Here is a 24313-nt window from a genome sequence, read left to right as displayed (position 1 = left end):
TATTAATTGAAATATAACATAAAGGAGCGCGATGACTTGAAACTGGGAGCTCGAATATTAAAAACCGGTATCGCCATTATACTTGCGGTTTCAATTGCTTCATTGTTACCCGGATCAACAGGCATGGTGACTGTAGCAGGCATTGCAGCGGTTGTTGCGATGCAGCCTAGTGTCTATCGTACTTTTAAAACAATTGTTGACCAATTTCAAGGTAATGTAATTGGCGCATTACTTGCTGTAACAATGGTTACGATATTTGGTAACAATGTCATCATTATGGGTGCGACAGTGATTTTGCTCATTGCTTTACTTTTTAGAATGAACATTGCGCACGTTGCAACTTTAGCTACAGTCACTGCCCTCGTCATTATGGGGCAACACAATGGATCGTTTTATATATCCGCATTTTATCGTTTTTCACTTGTCATGATTGGTGTCATCAGTTCTTTTATCGTCAATTTAACATTTTTACCTCCGAAATTTGAGACAAAAATTTATTATAATTCATTAAACATTTCAACGGATATTTTCAAATGGTTTAATTTAGTCCTAAATGATGCAACGGAGTTTAATCATGTAAAGCAAGATTTGGAACATTTACGACAAAGAATCGTAAAACTAGAACAATTTTTAGAGTTTTATAAAGAAGAACGCGTTTTTACAAAAAAACAGGTCTTTGCTCAAACACGTAAGAAAATTTTATTTAAAGAAATTGTTTTATCGACACGAGATGCATATGATGTTTTACGTCGCATGAATCGTTATCAAAACGATCTCGTCCATCTCAGTCATTCGTTACTACTTCAAATTAAGTTAGAGATTGACGAACTAACACAGTTTCATGAGCAAATTTTAATTAGTATTACTAAAAAAGCAAAATTTGACGTCTCGCACGATCAGCAATTTGTACCCAATCCTCTTAAAAAAGATATTATGACAGCATTTCAAGATGAAGTGATTCATAATCCGAATCCTTGTGGGTTCTCTTATGCGAATATTATGCATATCATCTCTTCATTAGAAGAATATCGTTATAATCTAGAACATTTGGACCGATTGCGTGTTAGTTATTTTAAATATCATGCAACTGATCCGGATATTGATATAATTGAAGAGGACTTTGACTTATAAAGAGACATTGCCTGTTTTTTATAAACGGCGTTAAAAAAGACGACTATCCACATCAACACTTTAATGTGAGATGAGATAGACCGTCTTTTTTATTTTTATTCCATCAAACTGTCATTGACCAGTTTGAGTTGATAGCGTTTGATAGTATCCAATTGCCCATTTTGGTGTTTAATCGTCACATGTTCAGGTCCAATTTCTGTTGGGCTTTCGACGCCAACTGCTGCAGCAATATTAAACAAGCCCTCATGCAAACTCGTAATATAATTAACAACACGATATTGTTTTTCATCTACCACTAAAGCACGTTCCTTCTTTGCATCCGTTGTCGCTACACCCGCCGGACAAGTATTTTTATGACATTGTTTACTCATAATACATCCAACACTAATCATCATCGCTCTCGCAACATTGACTAGATCTGCCCCTAACGCTAAAGCAATGGCAATTTTATCAGGTGTAATTAATTTTCCAGAAGCAAATATTTTGATACGTTCTCTAATTCCATGCGTTTTGAGCAACCCGTCTATGATGGGTAAAGATGTAAATAAAGGTAATCCTACACCGTCTTGCAATTCCTGAAAAGATGCGCCAGTACCACCTTCGCCTCCATCTATCGTAATAAAATCAGGATAAATGTCTAAATGTTTCATCGTTTCAATAAGTGTTACAAATTCATTTGCATGTCCTAATACCATTTTAAAGCCTACAGGTTTTTGACCTAACTGACGTAACTCTTCTAGCCATTCTAATAAATCTTTGGCATTTTGTATAAATTCAAAACGGTTAGGGGAATCGATTGTTTCATACGGTTTAAGTCTTCTAATTTTAGCAATCTCTTCAGTTACTTTTTTACCTTCAATATGTCCCCCTCTTGTTTTAGCACCTTGAGCAAGTTTAATTTCAAAAGCTTTTACTTGTTCTTTTTTGGCGATTTCAACAAATGCTTTTGAATCAAATTGACCTTGCTCATTTCTAACACCAAATAGTCCTGGTCCAATTTGAAAAATAATATCCGCTTCCCCTTTTAAATGATGTGGAGAGAGTCCACCTTCACCTGTGTTCATCCATGTGTTCGCCATGCCTAGACCTTTTGAAAGAGCGGTAATCGCATTCTTCCCTAACGCACCATAGCTCATACCTGATTGACCGACAAGACGCTTAGCAAAATAAGGGTGTTCAATATTCTCGCCAATTTTAACGTACTGTTCAGGTGATAGTAGGAAAGGATCCACATTCTTTTCAACCGCTTTTTCTTTACGATTAACGAGACCCTCATTTTTTATTTGATACAAGAAAGTCGTAATTTGATGTGTATTATCCACTTTTAAAGCAGGTTTTTGTGTTGGAAACATTGCATTGTTAATAAAAAAGCCATGTTGATAATTTTTTTGTGTCCCGAAACTCGCACCTCTATTTTTATATTTCCCTGCTAAAACAATATCTTGATAATCTAGTCTAGAAAAAGGTTTATCTTCATTATCATTTAGAAAAAGATATTGTCTTAATTCAGGACCAATATGTTCAAGAAAATATCGGACTCTCGCAAGAACTGGATAATTCCTTAAAACGCTATGTTGCTTTTGACCTTTATCAAAAATTAAAAATGCTACTGCAGCGATGATTAAAAATAGAAGTAACCCCACTAAAATGATATTGACGATCAATTGCAATATTGTTAGAAAAGACACTGGCCCATCCCCTTATATTTTTGATTGTATTATACCCTATATTGTATCGTCATATCATATTTAAAACCTTTTTTAGTTTCAATTCACGAACACGAGTGCTTTCTCATTTAAAGCAGAATAACCAAAGTTCTAAAGAGTATCTTTTTAAGTTTCATTACTAAAAAAAGAGCAAACTAGAAATCTTAATTCAACAAAGATTCCATTTGTTTGCTCTAATTGAATGCCCGTTTTTAATTATTAAAGATTTTGTATTGAATAAAGTCGCTCATAAGCGCCTTGCTTGTCAATGAGTGTTTGATGTGAACCTTGTTCTACAATTTCACCATTTTCAATAACTACAATTTTATCGGCGTGTGTGATGGTTGACAGGCGGTGTGCGACAATGATGGTAGTTCGATCATGACTTAATGTATCAAGTGCTTCTTGTATGATTGCTTCACTTTCTAAGTCGAGTGCACTTGTTGCCTCATCAAGAATCAAGATAGGTGGATCATTTAAAAAGATACGTGCAATAGACAATCTTTGTTTCTGTCCTCCTGATAATTTCACACCTCGTTCGCCTACTTCAGTATCATAGCCTTGTGGTAAATCCATAATAAAGTCATGTGCATTTGCAAGCTTAGCAGCCTCAACCACTTCTTCAAAAGTTGCGTCAGGTCGTCCGAGCAAGATATTTTCTTTTACTGTATCAGAAAATAAAATATTGTCTTGTTGTACCATACCGATTTGTCGTCTCAAACTACCCGTATCGAACGCTTTAATGTCATGCCCATCAATGGATATATGGCCCTCTGTCACATCATAAAATCGCGGGATCAAATTGATTAAAGTTGACTTACCACCTCCACTCATACCTACAAAAGCGACTGTTTCACCATGTTTAATATCTAAATTCAAATGTTTTAAAACATCTTTTTCATTAGGTTGATAGCGAAAAGAAACATTTTCTATTTTGATGTGTCCTTCTTTAATCGCTATCGGTTTTGCATAGTCAGTATTTTTAATATCATACGGTTCATCAAATAATTGAAAAACGCGGTCCATTGATGCAAAACTTTGTGTCAATGTAGTAAAAGAAGAAACGAGTCTTCGTAAAGGCCCATAGAGTTGTTCTAAGTAACTCACAAATGCGGCAAGTGTCCCGACTGTGACTGAACCTGTAATTGCTAAATAAGCACCATAGCCGATTACAATTAATGGACCGATATCAGTTACTGTATTGATTGCTGAAAAAGAATAGGCGTTCCAACGTGTATGTTGAAATGCTTTATTTAGAAAATTTTTATTTCGATGATCAAAGTTTTGTGCTTCATTATTTTCAATAGCAAAACTTTTAATGACTGCCATACCATTTACACGTTCATGTAAAAAGCCTTGTGCTTCAGCTAATTTTTGTGAACGTTGACGTGTCAGTGCTCTTAATCTGCCAAAGAAAAAATACACAGTTAGTACATAAAACGGCAAGATGACAATCGCCGCAAACGTTAACTGAACATCCAAAAAGAACATGACAGACAGTGCGATAATAATGGTGATACAATCGAGCCAAATATTCATCAGGCCTGTCATAATAAAGTCTTTTGTCTGTTCTACGTCATTAATGACACGGGAAATGACTTCACCCGCTTTATTATTCGCATAAAATTTAGCACTTAAAGCTTGAAGATGATCATACAATTTTTTACGTATATCATATAAAATTTTGTTACTTGTCCACTGTGCCATATATTGTCTCAAAAACTCAATAGGTGGACGTACAATTACAAAAATAAATGCTGCAATTAACATTGCAACAAACAGTCTCATTAGTTTATCATCCACAGTAAGAGCAGCATTGTTGATGACATCATCAATGACAAACTTGATGAGGAGTGGTATGAGTAAAGGAATACCAAATTTTAATATCCCTACAATAATTGTCCCAAATATTAGCCATTTATATGGCTTCACAAACTCTAAATAACGCTTAATCATGCGCTTGCCCCCCAAAAATTATATGCTTCCAATTAAGAATTTGTGCGTACATTGTTGTTTATTCGTTTTCTAATGTGTCAGCTATTTTACGCTTTGCTTCAATTAAATAACCGCAAGCATTATCATTTTGCTGACCCTTATTTGTTGATTCAAATAGGCAATCTGTCAATATGACGTGATTGTATTGAGGTAAAGTACAACGATTTGAACGGGAGTAAGACGGAACACTATTCGCTTCCAAATCTTACTCCCGTATTTAAAATCATTGTTCAAACTCTGTACATCATCCGATGTATTGAATGACATCGGCTTAAACAGACTATGTAAGAAGTTGTTTTCACACCGTCTACTACATCACATATCGAGCCATTTGCAAAATAAAATTAAACTTCAAAATTGACGAAATTCTTTATACTAACACGCTTACTTTTAAATATTTTTATATTTTTGAAAACGTTGACGCCATACTTTGATAAAATCTGGGGCAAATGGTCCCTTTTTCTGTTCAATCCATTGTTGAAGAATATCGACATTTCGTCTTAAAATCAAATCAATATCTTTCGGATAATTCATTTGATTCATATGTTGTTCATATTCATCCTCATCAAGTAAGTGATATTTTCCATTCGGATAGACTTTGATATCTAAATCATAGTCAATATACTTAAGGGCTTCTTCGTCGCAGACAAATGGAGAGGATAAGTTGCAGTAATAGTAAATGCCATCTTCTCTGAACATACATATGACGTTAAACCAATATTCTGAATGAAAATAGACAATCGCGGGTTCACGCGTTATCCAAGTTCGGCCATCACTTTCGGTCACTAATGTATGATCATTTCCACCAATAACCACATCGGCTGTTCCCTTGAGGATAGTCGTTTCTGACCAGACACGATGGATTTTGCCATCATGTTTATAAGATTGTATCTTAATCGATTCCCCTTCTCGAGGTACACACGACTTGACCACTTGCCACACCTCCTTAATTGTTATAACCTCGACTATTATATCACAATCAATCCGGTTACTTAATTATTCAGCTTGATGAAGCTTTTTAAAAATTTTAGTCATTGGGACCGGAAAAGAATAGTGTTCTTTTTGTTCAGGCACCAACCAAAGTCTTCCTTCTGCCACCTTGCGTTCATCTTCTTGAGCAATTTCTGCTAAATGGACATGAAGCTTCCAAGTAAGGTGTGTAAATTGATGCTTTAAGGTCATGATTTCCTTTTCTTTAATTTTTAATGAATCTACGATAACAGCTTCAGATGGCGTTTGACTAAGTTGTTCAACCATTGGAAATTGCCACATTCCTTTTAACAACGAAGACGTTCTTTGTTCAATTAAATAACGGCCTAGATGGTCTTGAATCACATAAACATCAAAGTTCAATTCTTTTTTCTTTAGTTTTTTAGTTTTCACAGGACGCTCTAACACTGTCCCATTTGCATATGCTTCACAGTGATCTTGAACTGGACAAAATATGCACAGGGGTGATTTCGGCGTACAAACAAGCGCGCCTAATTCCATCATTGCTTGATTAAAATCGCCTGCTTCAGAAGCAACATACGGCAATAGTTCTTGTTCATAAGCTTTTCGTGTCGATTGTAACGCTGTATCGCGACTATCATCATTCAAACGAGACCACACACGAAAAACGTTGCCATCTACTGTGGCTAACGGTAAACCATAAGCAATACTCATCACTGCCGCTTGCGTATAAGGACCAACACCTTTTAAAGATAAAAATGTATCAGGATGCTGAGGTACAATCCCGTTGTGCTGAGCAACGACTTCTTTAGCAGCTGTATGAAAATTACGGGCACGACTGTAATACCCCAAGCCTTCCCATAATTTTAATACGTCTTCTTCTTGTGCTGCGGCTAAATCTTCAATACGTGGAAATTGTGTAATAAAACGTTGATAATAATCTCTAACCGTATCGACTTGTGTTTGTTGTAACATGACTTCACTTACCCATATGTAATATGGATTTTTAGTTTCTCTCCAAGGCATCTGTCGTTGTTCGAGTGCAAACCATTCTAACAAATGCGGCTTAAAAGAAATTTCGTTTAACATTTCTATTCCCCTTTTAAAATTTGAATAATTTACCTTCAACTCAGTTGTAGATTATAATAAGATTAAGATATTTTGAAAAGAGTGAGACAATATGGATACAGCTACTCATATTGCTATCGGTATAGGCCTAACAGCAGTAGCAACAACAGATACTGCGCTAGGCGGAAATTTTGCTGCAACTGCTACTGTATTAATTGCTGGTTCGTTAATTCCTGATAGTGATACTGTACTAAAATTAAAAAATAACGCAACCTATATTTCGAATCATAGAGGGATTACCCATTCTATTCCATTTACAATCTTTTGGCCATTACTACTAACCTTATTAGTATATGTCTTTTTTAAAGATTTAGATCCACTTCATATTTGGCTATGGGCACAACTCGCTGTATTTTTGCATGTGTTTGTCGATATATTTAATTCATACGGGACACAAGCATTGCGACCTATTACAAATAAGTGGATTCAACTTAGCGTCATTAACACATTTGACCCTATTATTTTTACAATTTTGCTCATCGGTATTTTATTATGGGCATTGGGGTTACATCCGTATGTTGTTTTCGGACCTGTGCTGATCATCTTGATTTTTTATTACATTCTGCGCTTTCAAATGCGTTTCTGGTTAAAAAAACAAGCATTAAATCAAGTAGAACATTTAGGCACACCAATTAAAGTCTTTGTGGCACCGACCATTCGCTTTAAAGAGTGGCGTATTGCAATTCAAACAGAAAAACATGATTACGTCGGGCGTAGTTATGGTCGAAGCATCGTGTTTAGTGATAAAGTTAAACGCCAACCTTATCCAAGCCCAGAAATTATGCAATATGCACAATATGATCATAATATAAGAGCATTTTTAAATTTTTCTTCGATTTATCGTTGGCATATTAAGCATATTGATAATGAGACAACAGAGCTCCGATTTATTGACTTACGGTATTTAAAGAAAGGACATTATCAATTTGTTGCTATTGCCCATCTCGATAAAGAAATGAAAGTTGTACATTCGTATACGGGTTGGGTATTCAGCGAAGAAAAGCTGATGAAAAAGTTATATGCCCATTAAATCATATATGACAAAACCTAGTCTCTATTGTAAGGGACTAGGTTTTTTATGAATTTCACTCAATCCATTAATCAAATTAAGATTTAAGTTGTTGATGTTCATTGGGTCTCAACTGTGTCACATAATCCTTCAATGCGAAACTAAAGACAATCATTAAGCCCATAAAACAAAAGAAGTAAATATGATATCCCAAGTTATTAATCGCATCTTTACCTATAATCACGGACTGCTGCATGCCGTTCACTAAATAAAAAATAGGATTCAGCATCAACAACCGCGTTTGCCATCCTCCATCTGGAATATACAAAATAGGCGATAGACAAAATACGATTAAAGAAACGATATAAAATACTTTATCTAACTTTGGATATAAAATATAAATCATTCCTAATAAAAATGAGATCACTGTAATAAAAAACAAACTCATTACAATATAAAACAATACACCAATCACTGTTGTGTCTGTATTAAGAGGTTTTAACCAAGCCATCACAAGCGTTAATATAAGCAAGACTAAACTATAGAGTGCACTCGACAATAACACGTGAAGAAACGGCGTGCTGTTGTAATGACGTGTCACATAATAGTCTCTTGGAAAAAAACGGTAATTAATAAAGATGGCAATCCAAATAACGGCGAAAGTCATTAAGCCTGTAAGTCTATAATCTATTGTTGCTAATTTGACATCAACAGTCCCTATTCTCCTAAAAATCATCGTGATGATAAATGTCAGTAGGATACCTATAGCGAAAGTCAATAACGTCCACTTTCTATGCATTTTTAGGCGATATATACTATGTCGGTATATTCTAGGAATATTTTTGTAAAAACGAATTAAATTCTCAACCATTTTTCCACCTACAATTCGATATAAAGCCATTTTGAATTTTTCAAATCTGCAATAAAATAGCCCTCATCCGTTTTTGTTATCCATACATCACTTTTAATATGGTATTTGTCTTCTAATTTCGACTTGTCCACAATCGGATACGTAAAGCCCATTAAATGATTACGGTCGTCAAACAACATTGCAATCGGTTGTTCAATAACAGGCTCAACGAAGCGGTCTTTCTTTCCTGGTACAAGTGTATCATTCACTTTCTCATGTGATTTATGTAATTCCCCATTAAAGTAATCGACATAGTTGATATAATTACTTTTCATATAAGGTTCTAAATCTTTACGCTTCACATCTTTGTATAAAGCAGCAGGATTAAAATATTCAAATTTTCCTTTATCAGCTTTATAAAAAGAACCGTTAACTTGTATTTTATATGTCGCTTTATTTTCACCTACAATAGTTGCTATCGCATAATGTGGCATGGTGATTGTTTTGCGCCCATGCTCTAACGATGTCAAAGTGACCGAACTCTCATTGACAATCCCATATGCAAGTTTTTCTTCATAAGGATCTTTTGCTTGTTTGGAAATTGTAGGTTGCGTTGTTATTTGTGTGCTGTCTATTTTACCTATCCCACTGATGACGAGGAGACTTGCCGCACACATGCCAACCAAAAATAAAATAGACCATAACCAAATTCTCGAAAGAAAGGCAGGTGGTTTTGCGTGATGATAACGCTCAATTCTCTTAAAATTGTATGTGAGTTCCGGCATTCTACTGCGATTTCTTTTCCAATCTTCATCAAAATGCTTTTTCTCCTCATCTGTTTTAAGGGAATCCATATCACGTTGATGTGCCATAAATTTAGGATAAACTTGGCTAATGGCACCTTCTTTTCTTAATTGACCATGTGATATCCAGGCCAAATAGTTGCTCACAGCTTTCACTTTATCGACATCATTATCGATTGTAATCCACGTCCACTCACGCTCAACATATTCTTGCATCATTAGTTGTGCTTTTTCAAAAAACGCTTCATTCAAATAACTTAAAATATGACTTAATATCACAATTTCAGCATCAGAAGAACGGGCCAAACTAAAAAGCAATTGTGCATATTGTGCATCTGTCAGTTGGCTTACTCGCTCTGTTTTAACCTCTTCTAGATGTGCATATTTAATAATTTGTGACACCTTGTGTGCAGCCGCTTCATAAGGATAAAGTTGAACGACGTCACTGACATAATCTTCAACCGTTGTATCCTCAACTGATTTTTGATTCATATTCGCATAAAACATCGAAGCTTTTCTTACAATTCGACCTTTATCAGGTTGAACCGTGCCTGCTAATATTTCACCTACTAGTGACTTGGAAGCATCCGCTTCCCCGATGATACCTAAAGCTTCACCTTCATAGACATATAGCGAAATATTATTCAGCTCAATATCTTCGGGCTGATAACTAAAAGGTTTAAGCACATTTTGTTTTTTTTGATTGCGATAATAATGTGTTACATTAATCATCTTCAAGACAATTGAACTACCCATGCGCGCTACCCCTTTTATAATTTTAATAATGAAATTGGCAATCCTTCTTCGGGGTCACTATGATTAATTCTAAATCCCCAAGCAAAGATTCCTTTTAAACGTTCAACTTTAAAAAAGTCTTCTGTACCATCTTTCAATTTATATATTTTACCTATTTCTATCTTATCTGTATCGATAAGGTAGCTTTCAGCAATAACGACTTTATTGGCATAGACATCATATTCATTCATGATACCGTTCATTTCTGCTTTTCGCATTTTCTCTTTACTCGTTTGGATCACATGTAAAATCTCTTGCCTATCCATTTCACTTAAACGTTTATCACTCATTTTCGATACCACTTTCTGATAATTTTTGTCTAATCTCATCGTATTGATAGCCTTTTCTCAACAATCCTTCTACAGTTTTCATATAGAGGTGTTGCCCACTGTATTTCTTCTGATTTTTATTATAGACTTTCTCTAAATCACGTTGCAATAATTTGTCTATCATTTCTGAATCCTGTTCTATTTCGAGTTGATCCATTACTTTATAAATTGTATCTAAACGATACCCTTTTTGTTGAAGTGATTGTTGAATTTTCAATTTCACCTTGGAGACAGGCCCCTTTTTTTGTTTCATAATTTTTTCAGCTAATGCCACAATAGCATCGATTGGCTGCTCTTCTTCATATAATTGAACGCCTTCATCAATTAAGTCCGTTTCTATGCCAGCTTCTAGTAACTTCTGTCGAAAGATTTCAGGCCCTTTATCCGTCGTACGAAGTAATGTATTTTTTAAGCTTATCATATAGTCACGATGATCAATTAATTGAAGATGTTCACAATAATCTATCGCACGTGCGATGACCGCCTCTGGAAAGTCTTGCTTTAAGAGATGTAATTTAATCTCCTTACGTGTACGTTTGCGATAAGATAAGTATTGCATGGCTTGATTAATCGCTTGTCTATCATACTCTTCTTGATTAATCGCATCGATTTGTTTTTTATCGACGATGTCTCCCTTTTTTAAATTAAAGGCTACAAGCGTATCCATAGAAATACCCATTGCAAAAACTTGATCTATATAAATATTAAATCTCTCTTTATTGTTTTTTTGAACTTCTATTTTAGTTATCTCATTCATCTTATCACCCCAAATCATCACAAAAGGGAGTGGAACAGAAATCGATTAGATTTCATTGTCCCACCCCTGTCTGGTTGACTCACATTAAGCATGCTTAATATAAGCTAGACTTAACTCGGCCATTTACTATCAATGGATCAATTTTAAAAACTTTTATAGCACTCTTTTATTATGCCATATATTTGTGTTAAGCACCAAGTTGTTGCAATGCCTCAGTGTATTGTTGTTCACTAATATAATTTTGTTGCTTCATTTTTTCTAACGTCATTTTAGTTCGATTTATAAAAGCGGGTGACATATCATTAACATCGTAAACTGAAGGTGCATTCACTTTGCTTGCAAGGATTGCACTTTGTAACACGGTGATTTGAGGTAAATTTGTATTTTGTTGATTCGTTGTTGTTCCGAAATAATAACGTGCTGCAGATTCAATCGTATAATGATTGTCTCCATAAAAAATATTATTCATATAATAACTTAAAATCTGCTCTTTACTATATGTTCTTTCAATGCGTCTCGCAACAAACATTTCTTTTAGTTTTCTTGTTACCGTCTGTTGGTTATCATAATAAAAGTTTTTAGCAAGCTGTTGGGTAATCGTACTTCCGCCTTGCAAACGATTTTTATCTTTTATCGACGCAAAAATGGCTCGAATGCTCCCTTTATAATCGACACCCGAGTGATGGTAAAACCGTTTATCTTCCACTGCAATAAAAGCACCTCTCGTATATTTAGGCATTTGCGATGCACTCACATAACTGTCTTTTTGCTCGATACTTTTTAAATCAGATACATCCGCTTGCTGTGAGAGCATATACATCAAACCAATAAACAATGCAGCAATAAAAATTAAGACAAAAATCAATGTACGAAAAATGCGTCTTGGCTTCTGTTTTTTAGGCGGTTGACCTACAGGCTGGTAATACGTATTGTAATGCGGCGCATTGTCATGGGGTTGTGCGGCAGACTTCCCCATTCGGTCTTTTCTTCTCATCCATGATGACCTACTTTCTCAATTTCAATTCACTAATTACTGTGAGTTTATCAAGTCCTATGAAATTTATCTATATATTTAATCAAAAATCAGTCTGCAGGATGAGGTTAAGCACGTATTTTGAATATTGATGTATAAAATGAAAAAATGGGTATATCAATCTTATAGGTTACTATATTGGAAAGGGAGTCGTAATAAAATGGGAAAAGTTAAAGCGAATATGGCACTTATAGAAGCATTAAAAGCTTGGGATATCGATCACGTATATGGTATTCCTGGTGATTCTATTGATGCAGTTGTGGATGGTCTTAAAAGTGCCGAAGATTCAATCAGATTTATTCATGTACGTCATGAAGAAGTTGCGAGTCTATCAGCTGCAGCTTATACAAAACTTACAGGTAAAATTGGGGTTGCTTTAGGAATAGGTGGTCCTGGTGCAGTACATTTATTAAACGGCATGTATGATGCGAAACTCGATAATGTACCGCAATTAATCCTCTCAGGACAAGCCGACAGTGATAAACTTGGGACAAAAACATTCCAAGAAATTAATTTACCGAATTTATTTGAAGATGTTGCTGTATATAATTACCAATTAAAAGACAGTGATGCTGACAATGTCTTTCAAATTGTAGATGAAGCTATTCGTACTGCCTACGAAAAGAAAGGCGTTGCAGTACTTACACTTCCAAACAACATTTTGAATACTAAAGTCGATGATAACTTCCCTTCTGAAGTTAAGCCTTATCAAAAAGAAAGACGCCAACCCGCTACGCATGAAATTCAAAAAGCCGCACGTTTATTTAACGACAGTAAACGACCTGTCATCCTTGTTGGTAAAGGGACTGAAAATGCGAAAGCAGAAGTACGTCAATTTATAGAAAAAGGTAAAATCCCTACAATTGTCACATTGCCGTCTAAAACAATTGTCGGCGATCAGCATCCTTATAATTTAGGAAATATCGGTAAAATTGGTACAAAACCGTCATATCAAGCGATGCAAAACGCAGACTTGCTTATTTTAGCGGGGACAAATTATCCGTATATAGACTATTTACCTAAGAAAGATATTCCAGCTATTCAAATTGATGAAAACCCTGAAGCTATCGGACATCGTTTTAATGTTGATGCCCCAATTGTCGGTGATAGTCAACTGGCACTCCAAGCACTGATCGAAGCGATTGATCCGGTTTCTGACCGTCCATTTTTATCTGAAATGTTAGACCATAAAGAAACTTGGGAAGGCTGGATGAAAGAAGACAAGAAAAATACAGCTAAGCCTATACGTCCAGAGCGGTTAATGGATGCGATTAATAAAGTAATCACTGACGATACGGTTATTGCTGCTGACGTAGGAACATCTACAGTATGGTCTACACGTTACCTAAATCTTGGCGTTAATAACCACTTTGTTATTTCAAGTTGGCTCGGTACGATGGGCTGTGCACTTCCAACTGCGATTGCCTCACGCATTGCCTATCCAGGTCGCCAAGTGATTGGTATTACGGGAGACGGTGCTTTTGAAATGGTAATGCAAGACTTTGCTACCGCTGTTCAATACCGTTTGCCGATGGTACTATTTGTGCTCAACAATACGGAATTATCATTTATTAAATACGAACAGCAAGAAGCTGGAGAATTAGAATATGGTATAGACTTTAGTGATATGGACTTTGCTAAATATGCAGAAATTTGTGGTGGCGTTGGTTATACACTTGATAATCCTGACGACATTGATGCTATTGTACAAACAGCTGTACAACAACATAGACCGACTATCGTTAATGTTTATGTCGATAAAAACGCTGCGCCACTCCCTGGTAAAATTATGCCAGAACAAGCGCTAAATTATGCAAAATGGGCATATCGTAGTTTAACTGAAGATCGTAAATTTATTTTTAACGAAATGCCGTCACTGTCTACAGCTGTTAAACGTTTCCTTTAATTAATCGATTGTACAAATGCTAATATTTCCAAGCATCAAAGAGCTATATTGAAGGCGAAGAAAATTTCAAATTACGAAAGGCATACAGGTTTTTTGCTTGAGAATTTGTATCCTAGCTAGCACTCGGAGCGAGTTGGAAATCCATTCGATTTCTACCTCGCTCCTTTTTATTGACCGCTTCTTCCTTTAAAAATATATTTCTGATTAAGACGTAAAAAACTACCGTCAAATAAGATTTGACGGTAGCCTTCATTAATTGAATCTTGAATTATTTTAATGCATTCACAATTTCTCTGTTAAAGTCATCTAAGTCATCAGGAACTCTACTTGTCACTAAGTTTTTGTCCACAACAACTGACTCATCCACCACTTTAGCGCCTGCATTTGATAAATCTTTACGTACGTTAAGCACTGCAGTCAATGTACGCCCTTTTAATTCATCTGTATCAATTAAAATTTGTGGGCCATGACAAATGGCAAATGTTGGTGCGTCTTCTTTTAAGAAATATTTTGCGAAAGTACCATATCGTTGTTCTTCATCTCCACGTAATAAGTCTGGAGAAAAACCACCTGGCAATAATATCGCATCATAATTTTCAGGTTTTGCATCAGCAATACTTACATCTACAGTTGCTTTTGCACCATGTTTACCAACAACTTCTGAATTGGCAGTATTTCCGATTACTTCTATTTCATGTCCAGCTTCTTCTAAAGCTTCTTTTGGACTTGTAAATTCAATATCTTCAAATTGGTCTGCTAATAATACTGCTATTTTTTTGCCATGATTCAATCACCTTTCTTTATTGTATCTAGTGTATTAAATACCCGGATTGAATTTGACTAAACATCACAAAATAAACTATTTACGTAACTGACTTACTTTTACTTCAAGTTGGTCTAGTAAATGAATCCACTCATCGATATCTTCAACGCTCACCTCATCAGGTTTGGTATGTTCTAATTCTTCTAAAATTTGAGATAATCTTTCTTTTATTTGATTCATCGTTTGTGGCTCTTTCATACTTTGCGATTCTCCTTTATAATTGCATTGTCATAGCTATATTAACATGAATTTGATATTCCTCAATAGCCAATATCAAACAATCATGTATTTTAAGATGAGGAGTTTTGATTATGATAAGCACCAAAAAGGATCCTATTACTATTAAAAATGATCCGTGGGAACCCTATTCAGATATCAATCGATATGGGCAACCTGTACTGAGTAATGTTGAATTTACAACAACTAATTTGTGCAATATGCGTTGCAGCCACTGCGCCGTGGGTTACACATTACAGACGAGAGACCCCGACCCGCTTCCAATGTCACTCATCACGCAACGATTAGATGAAATTCCAACTTTACGCACGATTTCTATTACTGGCGGAGAACCTATGTTTTCTAAAAAGTCTATTCGTGAAGTTGTTAAACCATTATTAAAATATGCCGAGCAACGGGGTATTTATGTACAATTGAATTCTAATTTAACCCTACCTTTAGATCGATATTTAGATATTGCTGAATATATCGATGTTTTACACATTTCACATAACTGGGGCACAATTGATACATTTACTGAAGTTGGATTTGGCGCAATGGACAAGCAGCCCCCATTAAAGGCGAAATTAAAACTCTATGAACAGATGATTTCAAATGCTCAAAATTTAAGTCGTCAAGGGATGTTTGTGTCAGCAGAAACAATGTTAAATAAAAGTACTTTACCTTATTTAGAATCAATTCATCATGAAGTGATTCACGATATGAAATGTCAACGTCACGAAGTGCATCCCATGTACCCTGCTGATTTTGCGAGTCAATTGGAAGTACTCGATCTTAAAACGATGAAATCTGCAATCTCACATTTATTAGATGTGCGCGATAAAGACACTTGGATGTTGTTCGGTACATTACCTATTTTTCCTTGTTTACAAGATGAAGCTGATGCACAATTAAGAGAAAAATTAAAACAAGCGCCAAATGTATCGACACGAAATGATCCAGATGGCAGAAGCCGTTTAAATGTGAACGTATTTACGGGTAACGTCATTGTTACAGATTTTGGCGACGAAACCGGTACGATTTCAAACATTAAACAAGATCGTTTAACAGATGTATTTCAACGTTGGATGGCGACGCCACTATCAAAATCGATCAATTGCCATTGTCCTCAATTTGAATGCTTAGGTCCTAACATTCTATTTAAAAATATGTATTACTCAAATGTTGATTTTAAAAAACAAGAACAACGGATGCACCAAATTTTTTCTTAATCCATTGAAAATATCCATATGCTAAAAAGGCAAAGATGTGTTTACAAAAGTAGAAGGGTCACTTCTGTAAATCATCTTTGCCTCTTTTTTAACTCAACGCTACACGTATTTTTCAATTACGCTTCAAATTTTGTATTTAAATCAGTCTAAAACGACATTCCATCGGGACTGATGCAACTCTAAATTAATCGTTTTTACTGTTTACGTTTTAAGTCAGAAATAAATTGTAATGTTTTTTTGCTTTCTTTTCTTCTTTCTTTACGACGTTTCACACGCACTTCAGCTGTTTCATGAAACCATTTTTCAGCTTCAGTTTCTGGATAAATGTCAGGTACTTTTGTAGGTTTGCCATCTTCATCCAATGCAACGAATGTTAAAAAGCTTAATGCCGCTAACTCTTGCTTATTATTATGAATATCTTCAATCATAATTTGAACACAAATCTCCATCGAAGAACTGCCGGCATATGACACCATAGCGATATAAGTCATGATATCGCCATTTTTAATCGGTTTTAAAAAGTCTACAGAATCCGTTGAAGCAGTGACAACGGTATTATTTGCATGCTTCATCGCACAAATTGCAGCAATCTCATCGATATTGGCCATCATCGTACCGCCAAACAGCGTGCCTAGGTGATTTGTATCCGTCGGAAATACTTGTCTAGATTTATATACTTTTGAATCTTTCATTGCTCTTTTTTCTACATTTGTCATATTCTAAACCTCTTTTTATATCAATTTGCCCAATTTCCATCTTTGAAAACTAACTCTTCAGATCCATCTACTTTAACGCCATATATATTCAAATCACGACTACCAATCATAAAGTCAACATGTTTCAGTGAATCATTTAAGCCATGTGCTTTTAATTCTTCGCTCGTCATCTCTGTACCGCCTTTAAGGTTAAATGCATAAGCTGCACCTAATGCGATATGACAAGAGGCATTTTCATCAAATAATGTATTATAAAAAATAGTATTACGATTAGATATCGGTGAATCATCAGGAACTAAAGCCACTTCACCTAAGCGACGTGCACCTTCATCTGTATCTAATAAAGAGGCAAGCACTTCTTGACCTTCTACCGCTTCAAAATCAACGACACGACCTTCTTCAAATGTCAGTTTAAAGCCATCAATAATTGTACCATTATAACTTAAAGGCAATTTATTCGAAACCGTGCCATTCACGCGTCGGCAATCAGGCGCTGTAAAGACTTCTTCAGTTGGAATATTAGCGATAAATGCTTGGCCATCAGGTGTATAGCTCGTTGCATCTTCCCAAATATGGCCTTTCGCCAAGCCAACGACTAAATCTGTACCTTCAGAGATAAAATGAAGTGCATCATAAGCTTTATCATTAAGGTAATCGGCTTTCTCTTTTAATAATTGTGTATGTTGCTCCCAATTGGCGATCGGATCATTCCCGTCGACTCTGACGATATTCAATATATCATCTAAAAACTTCGCAAAAGCAGCTTGTGGCTCTAAATCTGGATAAACTCGCTGCGCCCATGCTTCTGATGGATAACAAGCTACCACCCAAGGAAATGCATTCTTTTGTGATTCCACCATATACGGTTTAAAAGCATGACTATGATTTAATTGAGCGGCTTTTAATTTATTCGTATCTATTCCATTCAATAAATTAGGATCTTCAGTAATCAGTGCTAAGTTACTTGCACCACGATTCGCATAATCCATACGCTCTTCTACATCATAGGCCTTCACATCTTTTTCAAAAAATGAAGCTGGTTCATATTCATATGCATAACGTTTGAGTTGTGGGTCGGCGTATTTCACTCTGACGTCAGAAGCACCTGCAAGATAAGCTTCTTCTACGATACGTCTCGTAAAATCTACAGCCTCAACTGTTGTTCTGATAAACACGGGTTGCCCTTTCTGAACGTTCATTCCAACGTTGACGAGTAATTTTGCATATTGTTGTAATCTTTCTTCAATTGCCATTAAAATACCCCCAATTGTCTATTTTCTTATATCACCCAATGCCTCCGTAATACCAGACATTTCACGAGGTGTAAAATCCTTTTTCGTTGTTACAAAAGCATAAATATCTTCTATATCTTCGCGATGGGATTCGCTGTAGTTATCCGGATCAATTAAACCTGGATTGACTAAGTTTAATCGATTGCGTATTTCTATAATCATTTCTTCAATTGTCTTTGACATGATGACCATCCTTTCGTCTACAATATTTTATCAAAGTGACGAATGTTTGAAAAATTTTTAACAGAATTACTTTCGTATTGTTTTAAAAACAGCTAAAATGGGCATATAGATTAGGACACGGAGGTTATCTACATGACAACAGTTGCTTTTGTATGTTTAGGCAATATTTGTCGATCTCCAATGGCTGAAGCAATTATGCGCCAACGCCTTAAAGATCGCAATATTGACAACATTGAAGTATACTCAAGAGGTACGGGCAAATGGAATTTAGGAGAGCCCCCTCATGAGGGTACCCAAAAAATTTTAAATGCGCACGACATCCCATTCGATGGTATGATTAGTGAATTATTTACAACACAAGATGATTTTGACTACATTATTGCAATGGATCAAAGTAATGTAGATAATATTAAAAAAATTAATCCTCATCTTAAAGGGAAGTTATTTAAATTATTAGAGTTTAGTGATATGACAGAAACAGATGTGCCTGACCCATATTACACAAATAATTTTGAAGGTGTCTATGAGATGATACAATCTTCTTGTGATCATTTAATAGACTATATTATTCAGGATACGCGAAAGGAGTAACAACATTATGCAAAACAAATTATTACCGGGGATTTTAATTGGCGCTACAATTGGTGGAGCGATTGCATTGATTGACAAAAATACACGTCGTTCACTTAAATCATCAGTTCATCAAATTAAAACAGGTGAACGTTCAAGCGAACCTTCTAAATTTGGAGAATTAAAAGATGAGTTCTTCTATTGGAAAGATACAATTGATGAAATTCGTCGTAACAATCCAGAATTAGAACGTTCATTACGTCAAGCTAAAGATACATTTGTTGAACGTAAAAACAATAAACAAATTGGTTTATAAGTAAATGCTTTTAAACAATAAGCGGGGATAAGAGCACAGCAGATTCACGTCAACTTCAATACCGCATGTCAACGTTATGAACGTATGAGCTACGATAGCGAGATAACAACAAGTTAAAAGAAGTTTGAGTTTCACTTATTTGTTGATGGATTATGGTTGCTCACGCGCTTTATGCCGTAAAAGAGGTACAGTTCGTTGGCGTTACGCTCTTATCATGGGCAATTTCAATGCATTCTTTTAGAATGTACTCAGAGATTGCCTTTTTTAATATCAAAAGAAGGAGCTTCGATATGTCAAAAAACGAAGAAAAATCAAAAAGCATTGTAGATGAGGTGAAAAGTAAGTTCTCAAATGAGCATCACTCTAAAAATGAGGGGCAGCATCCTAATCGTAAAGGCGATGCAAAAGGTGAAATTGAAGAAGACCGCATTTATGTTAAACCTCAACAGTTTCAATCTAAAGAAGCATCAAAAGACAACCAAACCTTCTTTGTCTCAAGAATAAACAAACCAGTAAAATATACTGACCGCCCTAATTTTGTGAGTTATTTGATTTATCGTATAGGTAAAGATGATGCCTCTGGTCTCGCAGCACAGTTGGCATATTATTTCATGCTTTCATTGTTCCCAATGCTTATCTTTATTTTATCTTTAGTTCCAATGTTCAATATCGATCGACAAGCAATTATTGATCAAATTAAAGATAAAGCGCCTGCTGATACAGCCTCCATCATTACGAGTATCATTAATGATGTCATGGGCAATGCTAGTGGCGGATTGCTCTCAGTCGGTTTAATTTTGGCTTTGTGGACAGCTTCGAACGGTATCACTGCGTTAATGAATTCTTTTAACGTCGCATATGATGTTGAAGATAATCGTAACTTTATCGTATCAAAGGCATTAGCGGTATTTTTCACTTTACTCATTGGAATTACCCTACCTGTCACACTCGTTCTATTTACTTTTGGTCAACAAATCGGGAACTTGTTATTTGGGCCACTCGGTTTAGACGATCAAGTGCGCTGGGTATTTAGTCTTATTCGAACAGCGTTACCCGTATTAGTCATATTTATTGTATTTATGATTTTATATACCGTTGCACCTAATGTGAAAATCAAATTAAAATCCGTACTCCCTGGGGCGTTATTTTCAACAGTTGCATGGATTTTAGGTACACTTGCTTTTGGTTTCTACGTTTCAAACTTTGGGAACTACTCTAAAACTTATGGCAGTATCGGTGGTGTCATTGTTTTAATGCTTTGGTTATACATCACGGGCTTCATTTTAATTATCGGAGCAGAAGTGAATGCGATTGTACATCAACGTAAAGTGATTAAAGGAAAAACACCTGAAGAAGAAACGTATGATGAACTTGAAGCTCAAAAAGAAGAAGATTTAGCAACTGCGTACAACAACTACGGGACACAATCAGATAAATTTGAACAACATCAAAATCAAGATGAACAATCATCAGTAGATCCAGAATCTGAAAAAGTTGAACATTCACACACTGGACGTTCAAAGCATATTAAAACAACTGACGATAAATAAGACGGATTTGAAACACATTGGAGGCGCTTAGGGTGACATTATTAAATCAAATTTTAAAATATAATAAAGACTTTGTGGCAAGCAAAGCTTATGAACAATATAGTACAAGTAAAACGCCATCTAAAAAAGCTGTATTGCTGACTTGTATGGATACACGTTTACAAGATTTATCGACAAAAGCACTTGGTTTTACAAACGGGGATTTAAAAGTCGTTAAAAATGCTGGTGCTACAATTAGTCATCCTTATGGTTCAACGATGCGTAGTTTACTTGTTGGTATTTATGCACTTGGTGCTGAAGAAATTATTATTATGGGGCATAAAGATTGTGGTATGGGGAATATTGATGTCGACGCCGTTATGAATACAATGGAACAAAGAGGTGTCGATCAAAAAACGTTTGATATATTAGAACACTCTGGCATTGACGTTCCTAACTTTTTAAAAGGCTTTGATGACGTTTATGAAAATGTTAAAAAGAATATACAAATGATTTATTCCCATCCCCTATTTGACAAGAAAGTACCTGTTCATGGATTAGTCATTGATCCGCACACGGGTGCGTTAGATCTCGTCCATGATGGCTATGGGAAAAATTCAATCTAATGCTATTAAAGAAGCGGGACAGAAGTCAAATCGATTTCTGTCCCACTTTCTATATTATTCAATTAATCCATGTTGAAAGGCATAAATCACTGCTTGCGTACGATCTTGCACTTCTAATTTACTTAAAATATTACTCACATGTGTTTTCACTGTTTTAATCGTAATATGTGAAGCACTTGCGATTTCTTGATTTGAATACCCTTTTGATATCAATAATAGGATTTCCATTTCACGCTCTGTCAGTAACTCATATAATTCCGCTCTTTGTTTCATGCGATTGCGCATTTTCACAAGGACTTCTGCTTCAAATACAGACTCGCCTTGACTTGTTTTTCGTATCGCTTCAGCAATATCACTTGCACTTGTCGTTTTAAGAATATAACTATCGACACCTGCATCTAAGGCACGATAAACTTCTTTATCCTCAATATAACTTGTAAGCATGACCACTTTAATATGTGGTAAGTCTTTTTTGATTTGTGTTGTCGCTTCAACACCGTCCATGTCTGTCATCACTAAGTCCATTAAAATTAAATCCGGATGAAGTTCATGTGCTTTTTGAATAGCCTCTTTCCCTGAAGCCCCTTCCCCTACAACCTCAATATCCGGTTGCGTGGATAAATAGCTAGATATTCCAATTCTAACCATTTCATGATCATCTACAAATAATACTTTAATTGTCATTATGTACCTCCTTATCAAGTGGTGCCTTTACTTCTATTCTCGTCCCAGCGTCTGGCAATGAAACGATATGAAAGGTTGCCCCGATTTCTATTGCACGTTCACGCATATTTTTAAGTCCATAACTTTGCTCTAATTTGTCATCTACATTAAAACCGATACCGTCATCTTGAATACGCAACAATAAATAGTCTTCACGATTGAGCAATTCGACAGTAACTTGTTTCCCTTTAGCATGACGTAATGTATTAGAGATGGCTTCTTGAGTGATTCGAAATAAGTGGTCTTCTATCCCTTTTGGCACTTCAAATTCGTCAATTTCTTGTACAACTTTCATTGGAACTTTTCTTTGTAGATCTGTAACTAATGATTTAATACCTTCACCTAACGAGCGGTCTTTAAGTCCTATCGGTCTCAAATGTAACAATAACGCCCGCATCTCCAACTGAGAATCTTGGACCATTTTCTCTAAAGTTGGAATTTGCTGATCGAGTGGTGGGGTTAACTCTGTTTCTTTAATCGCGGATAACATCATGCTTGCCGCAAAGAGTTGTTGGGACACACTATCGTGTAATTCCCTAGCCAACCGTTGTCTCTCATCTTCAATTATTTTTTTCACTTTCAAATCGTTCATATTATAAGATTCGTTCGTTAAATTTTGAGTTTTAATACGCATTTTATGAAGTTCTTGATTCAAAGGAACAAGGGCTTGATACAGTTCAATCGTCTCATTATATAATTCGATATGTTGGTCATTGATCCCTACTGTTTCCCCTTCAAATGCACGTTCAATTTGTTGCTTCAACCAATCATTTTGTTGATTGATTTTATAGGCAAGTACGCTACCTACAATGATACAAAGAAAGATAACGATTAAATTTAAAAAGATAAATACGGGAATCCCAAAAATCTGGGTATAAAACATGCCTTGAAAATAAATGATATTAGTAAAGACTTTATCAATAAAGAAAAAAGCAGTAAACATACTGTAGACTAAAATCAACATTGAGCCTATGGCACGAACGTAATGGTTCATCGATAAACCACCTCAACATCACCTATAAATGTTGAGACGAAAATATTAACCGTATAATTTTCAGCTTTATGTTGTGAAGTTAACTGGATGTTATCATTTTCGATTTTGCATTGTTGGCGGTCGAGCGTCACTTTACCATAGAAGGCAGAAACATTTAACTTTACATTGTAATTTAAAGGAACAATGACTTGTACTTTACCTACAATATGGCGAATCACAACATGGTTTTGCATCTTTAAATTGGCCGCTTTTGTCATGTCTATTACGATATCACCCATGCCATGCTGAATTTGCAAATCTTCCCATTTATACACATAAACCGGTGTTTTTTGGTCACCAAACCATTTTTGTTTAATAAAACTATGTTTTTCAGTCGCATCATCCGTAGATAATATTTCTAAAGGTTTACGTTTATAAATAATATAACGTACCGCTACGATGATAATAAAAATAAATAAAATAATCAGCGTGTATTTATTGGACAGTAATGTAAATAAAATCATTAACGTCCCAATCCAAAAACAAAGCAATCCACGCACTTTATGAAAATAAATATAACCGACATACATTAAAATACTACCGAGTAATAACACAAATAAAAAGCCGATTTTTTCAAAAAAGATATAGTAAAAATTGGCTATAATCATTAGAGCAGTAAATATAATGAGCAACTCGGTCGAAATATATTTTTGTGTCATAT

25 protein-coding genes are annotated in these 24313 nt (G+C 35.4%); 8 read left to right on the top strand and 17 right to left on the bottom strand.

Translation table 11 applies throughout. The features are described 5' to 3' along the window. The first annotated feature begins 36 nt into the window (after positions 1-36). A complete protein-coding gene (locus MUA40_RS04425) occupies positions 37-1131 on the top strand; it encodes an FUSC family protein (RefSeq protein WP_016425483.1) in 1095 nt (364 codons plus the stop codon). A 95-nt stretch (positions 1132-1226) separates the two neighbouring features. On the opposite strand, the gene MUA40_RS04420 is transcribed toward MUA40_RS04425, so the two are convergent. From MUA40_RS04420 to mutY, 4 genes are all read right to left on the bottom strand, one after another. Then, a complete protein-coding gene (locus tag MUA40_RS04420) occupies positions 1227-2819 on the bottom strand; it encodes an FMN-binding glutamate synthase family protein (RefSeq protein ID WP_126496347.1) in 1593 nt (530 codons plus the stop codon). Between the two features lie 237 nt (positions 2820-3056). Next, on the bottom strand, positions 3057-4793 hold the full coding sequence (locus MUA40_RS04415) for an ABC transporter ATP-binding protein (protein WP_167732682.1): 1737 nt from the start codon (positions 4791-4793) through the stop codon (positions 3057-3059). 429 nt (positions 4794-5222) lie between these two features. After that, positions 5223-5765, bottom strand: a complete 543-nt coding sequence (gene ntdP, locus MUA40_RS04410; RefSeq protein WP_126496349.1) for a nucleoside tri-diphosphate phosphatase — start codon at positions 5763-5765, stop codon at positions 5223-5225. 63 nt (positions 5766-5828) lie between these two features. After that, on the bottom strand, positions 5829-6872 hold the full coding sequence (gene mutY / locus MUA40_RS04405; RefSeq protein ID WP_016425488.1) for an A/G-specific adenine glycosylase: 1044 nt from the start codon (positions 6870-6872) through the stop codon (positions 5829-5831). A 91-nt stretch (positions 6873-6963) separates the two neighbouring features. Between mutY and MUA40_RS04400 the strand changes: the two genes are divergently transcribed. Next, positions 6964-7941 (top strand): metal-dependent hydrolase, encoded by a 978-nt coding sequence (locus MUA40_RS04400; protein WP_126496352.1) that lies wholly within the window; start codon positions 6964-6966, stop codon positions 7939-7941. Positions 7942-8017: 76 nt separating this feature from the next. On the opposite strand, the gene MUA40_RS04395 is transcribed toward MUA40_RS04400, so the two are convergent. From MUA40_RS04395 to sgtB, 5 genes are all read right to left on the bottom strand, one after another. Further along, the gene (locus MUA40_RS04395; RefSeq protein WP_016425490.1) at positions 8018-8791 is read right to left on the bottom strand and encodes a hypothetical protein; all 774 of its coding nucleotides are present in this window, start codon (positions 8789-8791) and stop codon (positions 8018-8020) included. Between the two features lie 8 nt (positions 8792-8799). Further along, the gene (locus MUA40_RS04390; protein ID WP_167732685.1) at positions 8800-10329 is read right to left on the bottom strand and encodes an ATP-binding cassette domain-containing protein; all 1530 of its coding nucleotides are present in this window, start codon (positions 10327-10329) and stop codon (positions 8800-8802) included. A 14-nt stretch (positions 10330-10343) separates the two neighbouring features. Continuing rightward, a complete protein-coding gene (locus tag MUA40_RS04385; RefSeq protein ID WP_037559167.1) occupies positions 10344-10658 on the bottom strand; it encodes a YfhH family protein in 315 nt (104 codons plus the stop codon). Then, positions 10651-11454 carry a recombination regulator RecX gene (gene recX, locus MUA40_RS04380; RefSeq protein WP_037559169.1) on the bottom strand — a complete coding sequence of 268 codons (804 nt, stop codon included), beginning with the start codon at positions 11452-11454 and terminating at the stop codon, positions 10651-10653. The genes MUA40_RS04385 and recX overlap by 8 nt, the downstream gene beginning before the upstream one ends. A gap of 187 nt (positions 11455-11641) precedes the next feature. Then, the gene (sgtB, locus tag MUA40_RS04375) at positions 11642-12448 is read right to left on the bottom strand and encodes a monofunctional peptidoglycan glycosyltransferase SgtB (protein WP_016425494.1); all 807 of its coding nucleotides are present in this window, start codon (positions 12446-12448) and stop codon (positions 11642-11644) included. Positions 12449-12647: 199 nt separating this feature from the next. On the opposite strand from sgtB, the gene MUA40_RS04370 reads away from it, so the two are divergent. Continuing rightward, on the top strand, positions 12648-14393 hold the full coding sequence (locus tag MUA40_RS04370; RefSeq protein WP_167732688.1) for a pyruvate oxidase: 1746 nt from the start codon (positions 12648-12650) through the stop codon (positions 14391-14393). A gap of 268 nt (positions 14394-14661) precedes the next feature. Here MUA40_RS04370 and MUA40_RS04365 read toward each other — a convergent pair whose 3' ends face one another. Both MUA40_RS04365 and MUA40_RS04360 read right to left on the bottom strand, forming a co-directional pair. Beyond that, positions 14662-15183, bottom strand: coding sequence for a type 1 glutamine amidotransferase domain-containing protein (locus MUA40_RS04365; RefSeq protein ID WP_167732690.1), 522 nt, complete (start codon positions 15181-15183; stop codon positions 14662-14664). Between the two features lie 69 nt (positions 15184-15252). Next, a complete protein-coding gene (locus MUA40_RS04360) occupies positions 15253-15414 on the bottom strand; it encodes an SE1561 family protein (RefSeq protein WP_262569940.1) in 162 nt (53 codons plus the stop codon). Positions 15415-15527: 113 nt separating this feature from the next. Between MUA40_RS04360 and yfkAB the strand changes: the two genes are divergently transcribed. Continuing rightward, on the top strand, positions 15528-16664 hold the full coding sequence (gene yfkAB, locus MUA40_RS04355) for a radical SAM/CxCxxxxC motif protein YfkAB (protein ID WP_262569938.1): 1137 nt from the start codon (positions 15528-15530) through the stop codon (positions 16662-16664). A 194-nt stretch (positions 16665-16858) separates the two neighbouring features. Here the strand turns inward: yfkAB and MUA40_RS04350 are convergent, their stop codons facing one another. The 3 genes from MUA40_RS04350 to MUA40_RS04340 are packed head-to-tail and all read right to left on the bottom strand — an operon-like array spanning position 16859 to position 18855. Continuing rightward, the gene (locus tag MUA40_RS04350) at positions 16859-17380 is read right to left on the bottom strand and encodes an acyl-CoA thioesterase (RefSeq protein ID WP_016425499.1); all 522 of its coding nucleotides are present in this window, start codon (positions 17378-17380) and stop codon (positions 16859-16861) included. A 20-nt stretch (positions 17381-17400) separates the two neighbouring features. Next, positions 17401-18633: an aminopeptidase gene (locus MUA40_RS04345; RefSeq protein WP_016425500.1), complete on the bottom strand. Its 1233-nt coding sequence runs from the start codon at positions 18631-18633 to the stop codon at positions 17401-17403. Between the two features lie 18 nt (positions 18634-18651). Continuing rightward, positions 18652-18855 carry a DUF1128 family protein gene (locus MUA40_RS04340; protein ID WP_016425501.1) on the bottom strand — a complete coding sequence of 68 codons (204 nt, stop codon included), beginning with the start codon at positions 18853-18855 and terminating at the stop codon, positions 18652-18654. A 132-nt stretch (positions 18856-18987) separates the two neighbouring features. Here MUA40_RS04340 and MUA40_RS04335 point away from each other — a divergent pair, with 132 nt between their 5' ends. From MUA40_RS04335 to MUA40_RS04320, 4 genes are all read left to right on the top strand, one after another. Continuing rightward, the gene (locus tag MUA40_RS04335) at positions 18988-19446 is read left to right on the top strand and encodes a low molecular weight protein-tyrosine-phosphatase (protein WP_016425502.1); all 459 of its coding nucleotides are present in this window, start codon (positions 18988-18990) and stop codon (positions 19444-19446) included. Between the two features lie 7 nt (positions 19447-19453). Next, complete coding sequence (locus MUA40_RS04330) at positions 19454-19741, top strand: YtxH domain-containing protein (RefSeq protein WP_016425503.1); 288 nt, start codon at positions 19454-19456, stop codon at positions 19739-19741. A gap of 290 nt (positions 19742-20031) precedes the next feature. Then, positions 20032-21291 (top strand): YihY/virulence factor BrkB family protein, encoded by a 1260-nt coding sequence (locus MUA40_RS04325; RefSeq protein ID WP_016425504.1) that lies wholly within the window; start codon positions 20032-20034, stop codon positions 21289-21291. Positions 21292-21323: 32 nt separating this feature from the next. Continuing rightward, positions 21324-21896, top strand: a complete 573-nt coding sequence (locus MUA40_RS04320; protein ID WP_016425505.1) for a beta-class carbonic anhydrase — start codon at positions 21324-21326, stop codon at positions 21894-21896. Between the two features lie 54 nt (positions 21897-21950). On the opposite strand, the gene vraR is transcribed toward MUA40_RS04320, so the two are convergent. The 3 genes from vraR to vraT are packed head-to-tail and all read right to left on the bottom strand — an operon-like array spanning position 21951 to position 24311. Then, positions 21951-22580 carry a response regulator transcription factor VraR gene (gene vraR, locus MUA40_RS04315; RefSeq protein ID WP_016425506.1) on the bottom strand — a complete coding sequence of 210 codons (630 nt, stop codon included), beginning with the start codon at positions 22578-22580 and terminating at the stop codon, positions 21951-21953. Next, positions 22570-23613, bottom strand: coding sequence for a sensor histidine kinase VraS (gene vraS / locus MUA40_RS04310; RefSeq protein ID WP_050330549.1), 1044 nt, complete (start codon positions 23611-23613; stop codon positions 22570-22572). The genes vraR and vraS overlap by 11 nt, the downstream gene beginning before the upstream one ends. Continuing rightward, positions 23610-24311 (bottom strand): cell wall-active antibiotics response protein VraT, encoded by a 702-nt coding sequence (vraT, locus tag MUA40_RS04305; protein WP_016425508.1) that lies wholly within the window; start codon positions 24309-24311, stop codon positions 23610-23612. Before vraT ends, vraS begins: the two co-directional genes overlap by 4 nt. Positions 24312-24313 lie beyond the last annotated feature (2 nt).

This window comes from Staphylococcus schleiferi (assembly GCF_025558325.1).
GTDB classification, from domain to species: Bacteria; Bacillota; Bacilli; order Staphylococcales; family Staphylococcaceae; genus Staphylococcus; species Staphylococcus schleiferi.
This window is presented reverse-complemented; position numbering and strand designations above follow the sequence as displayed.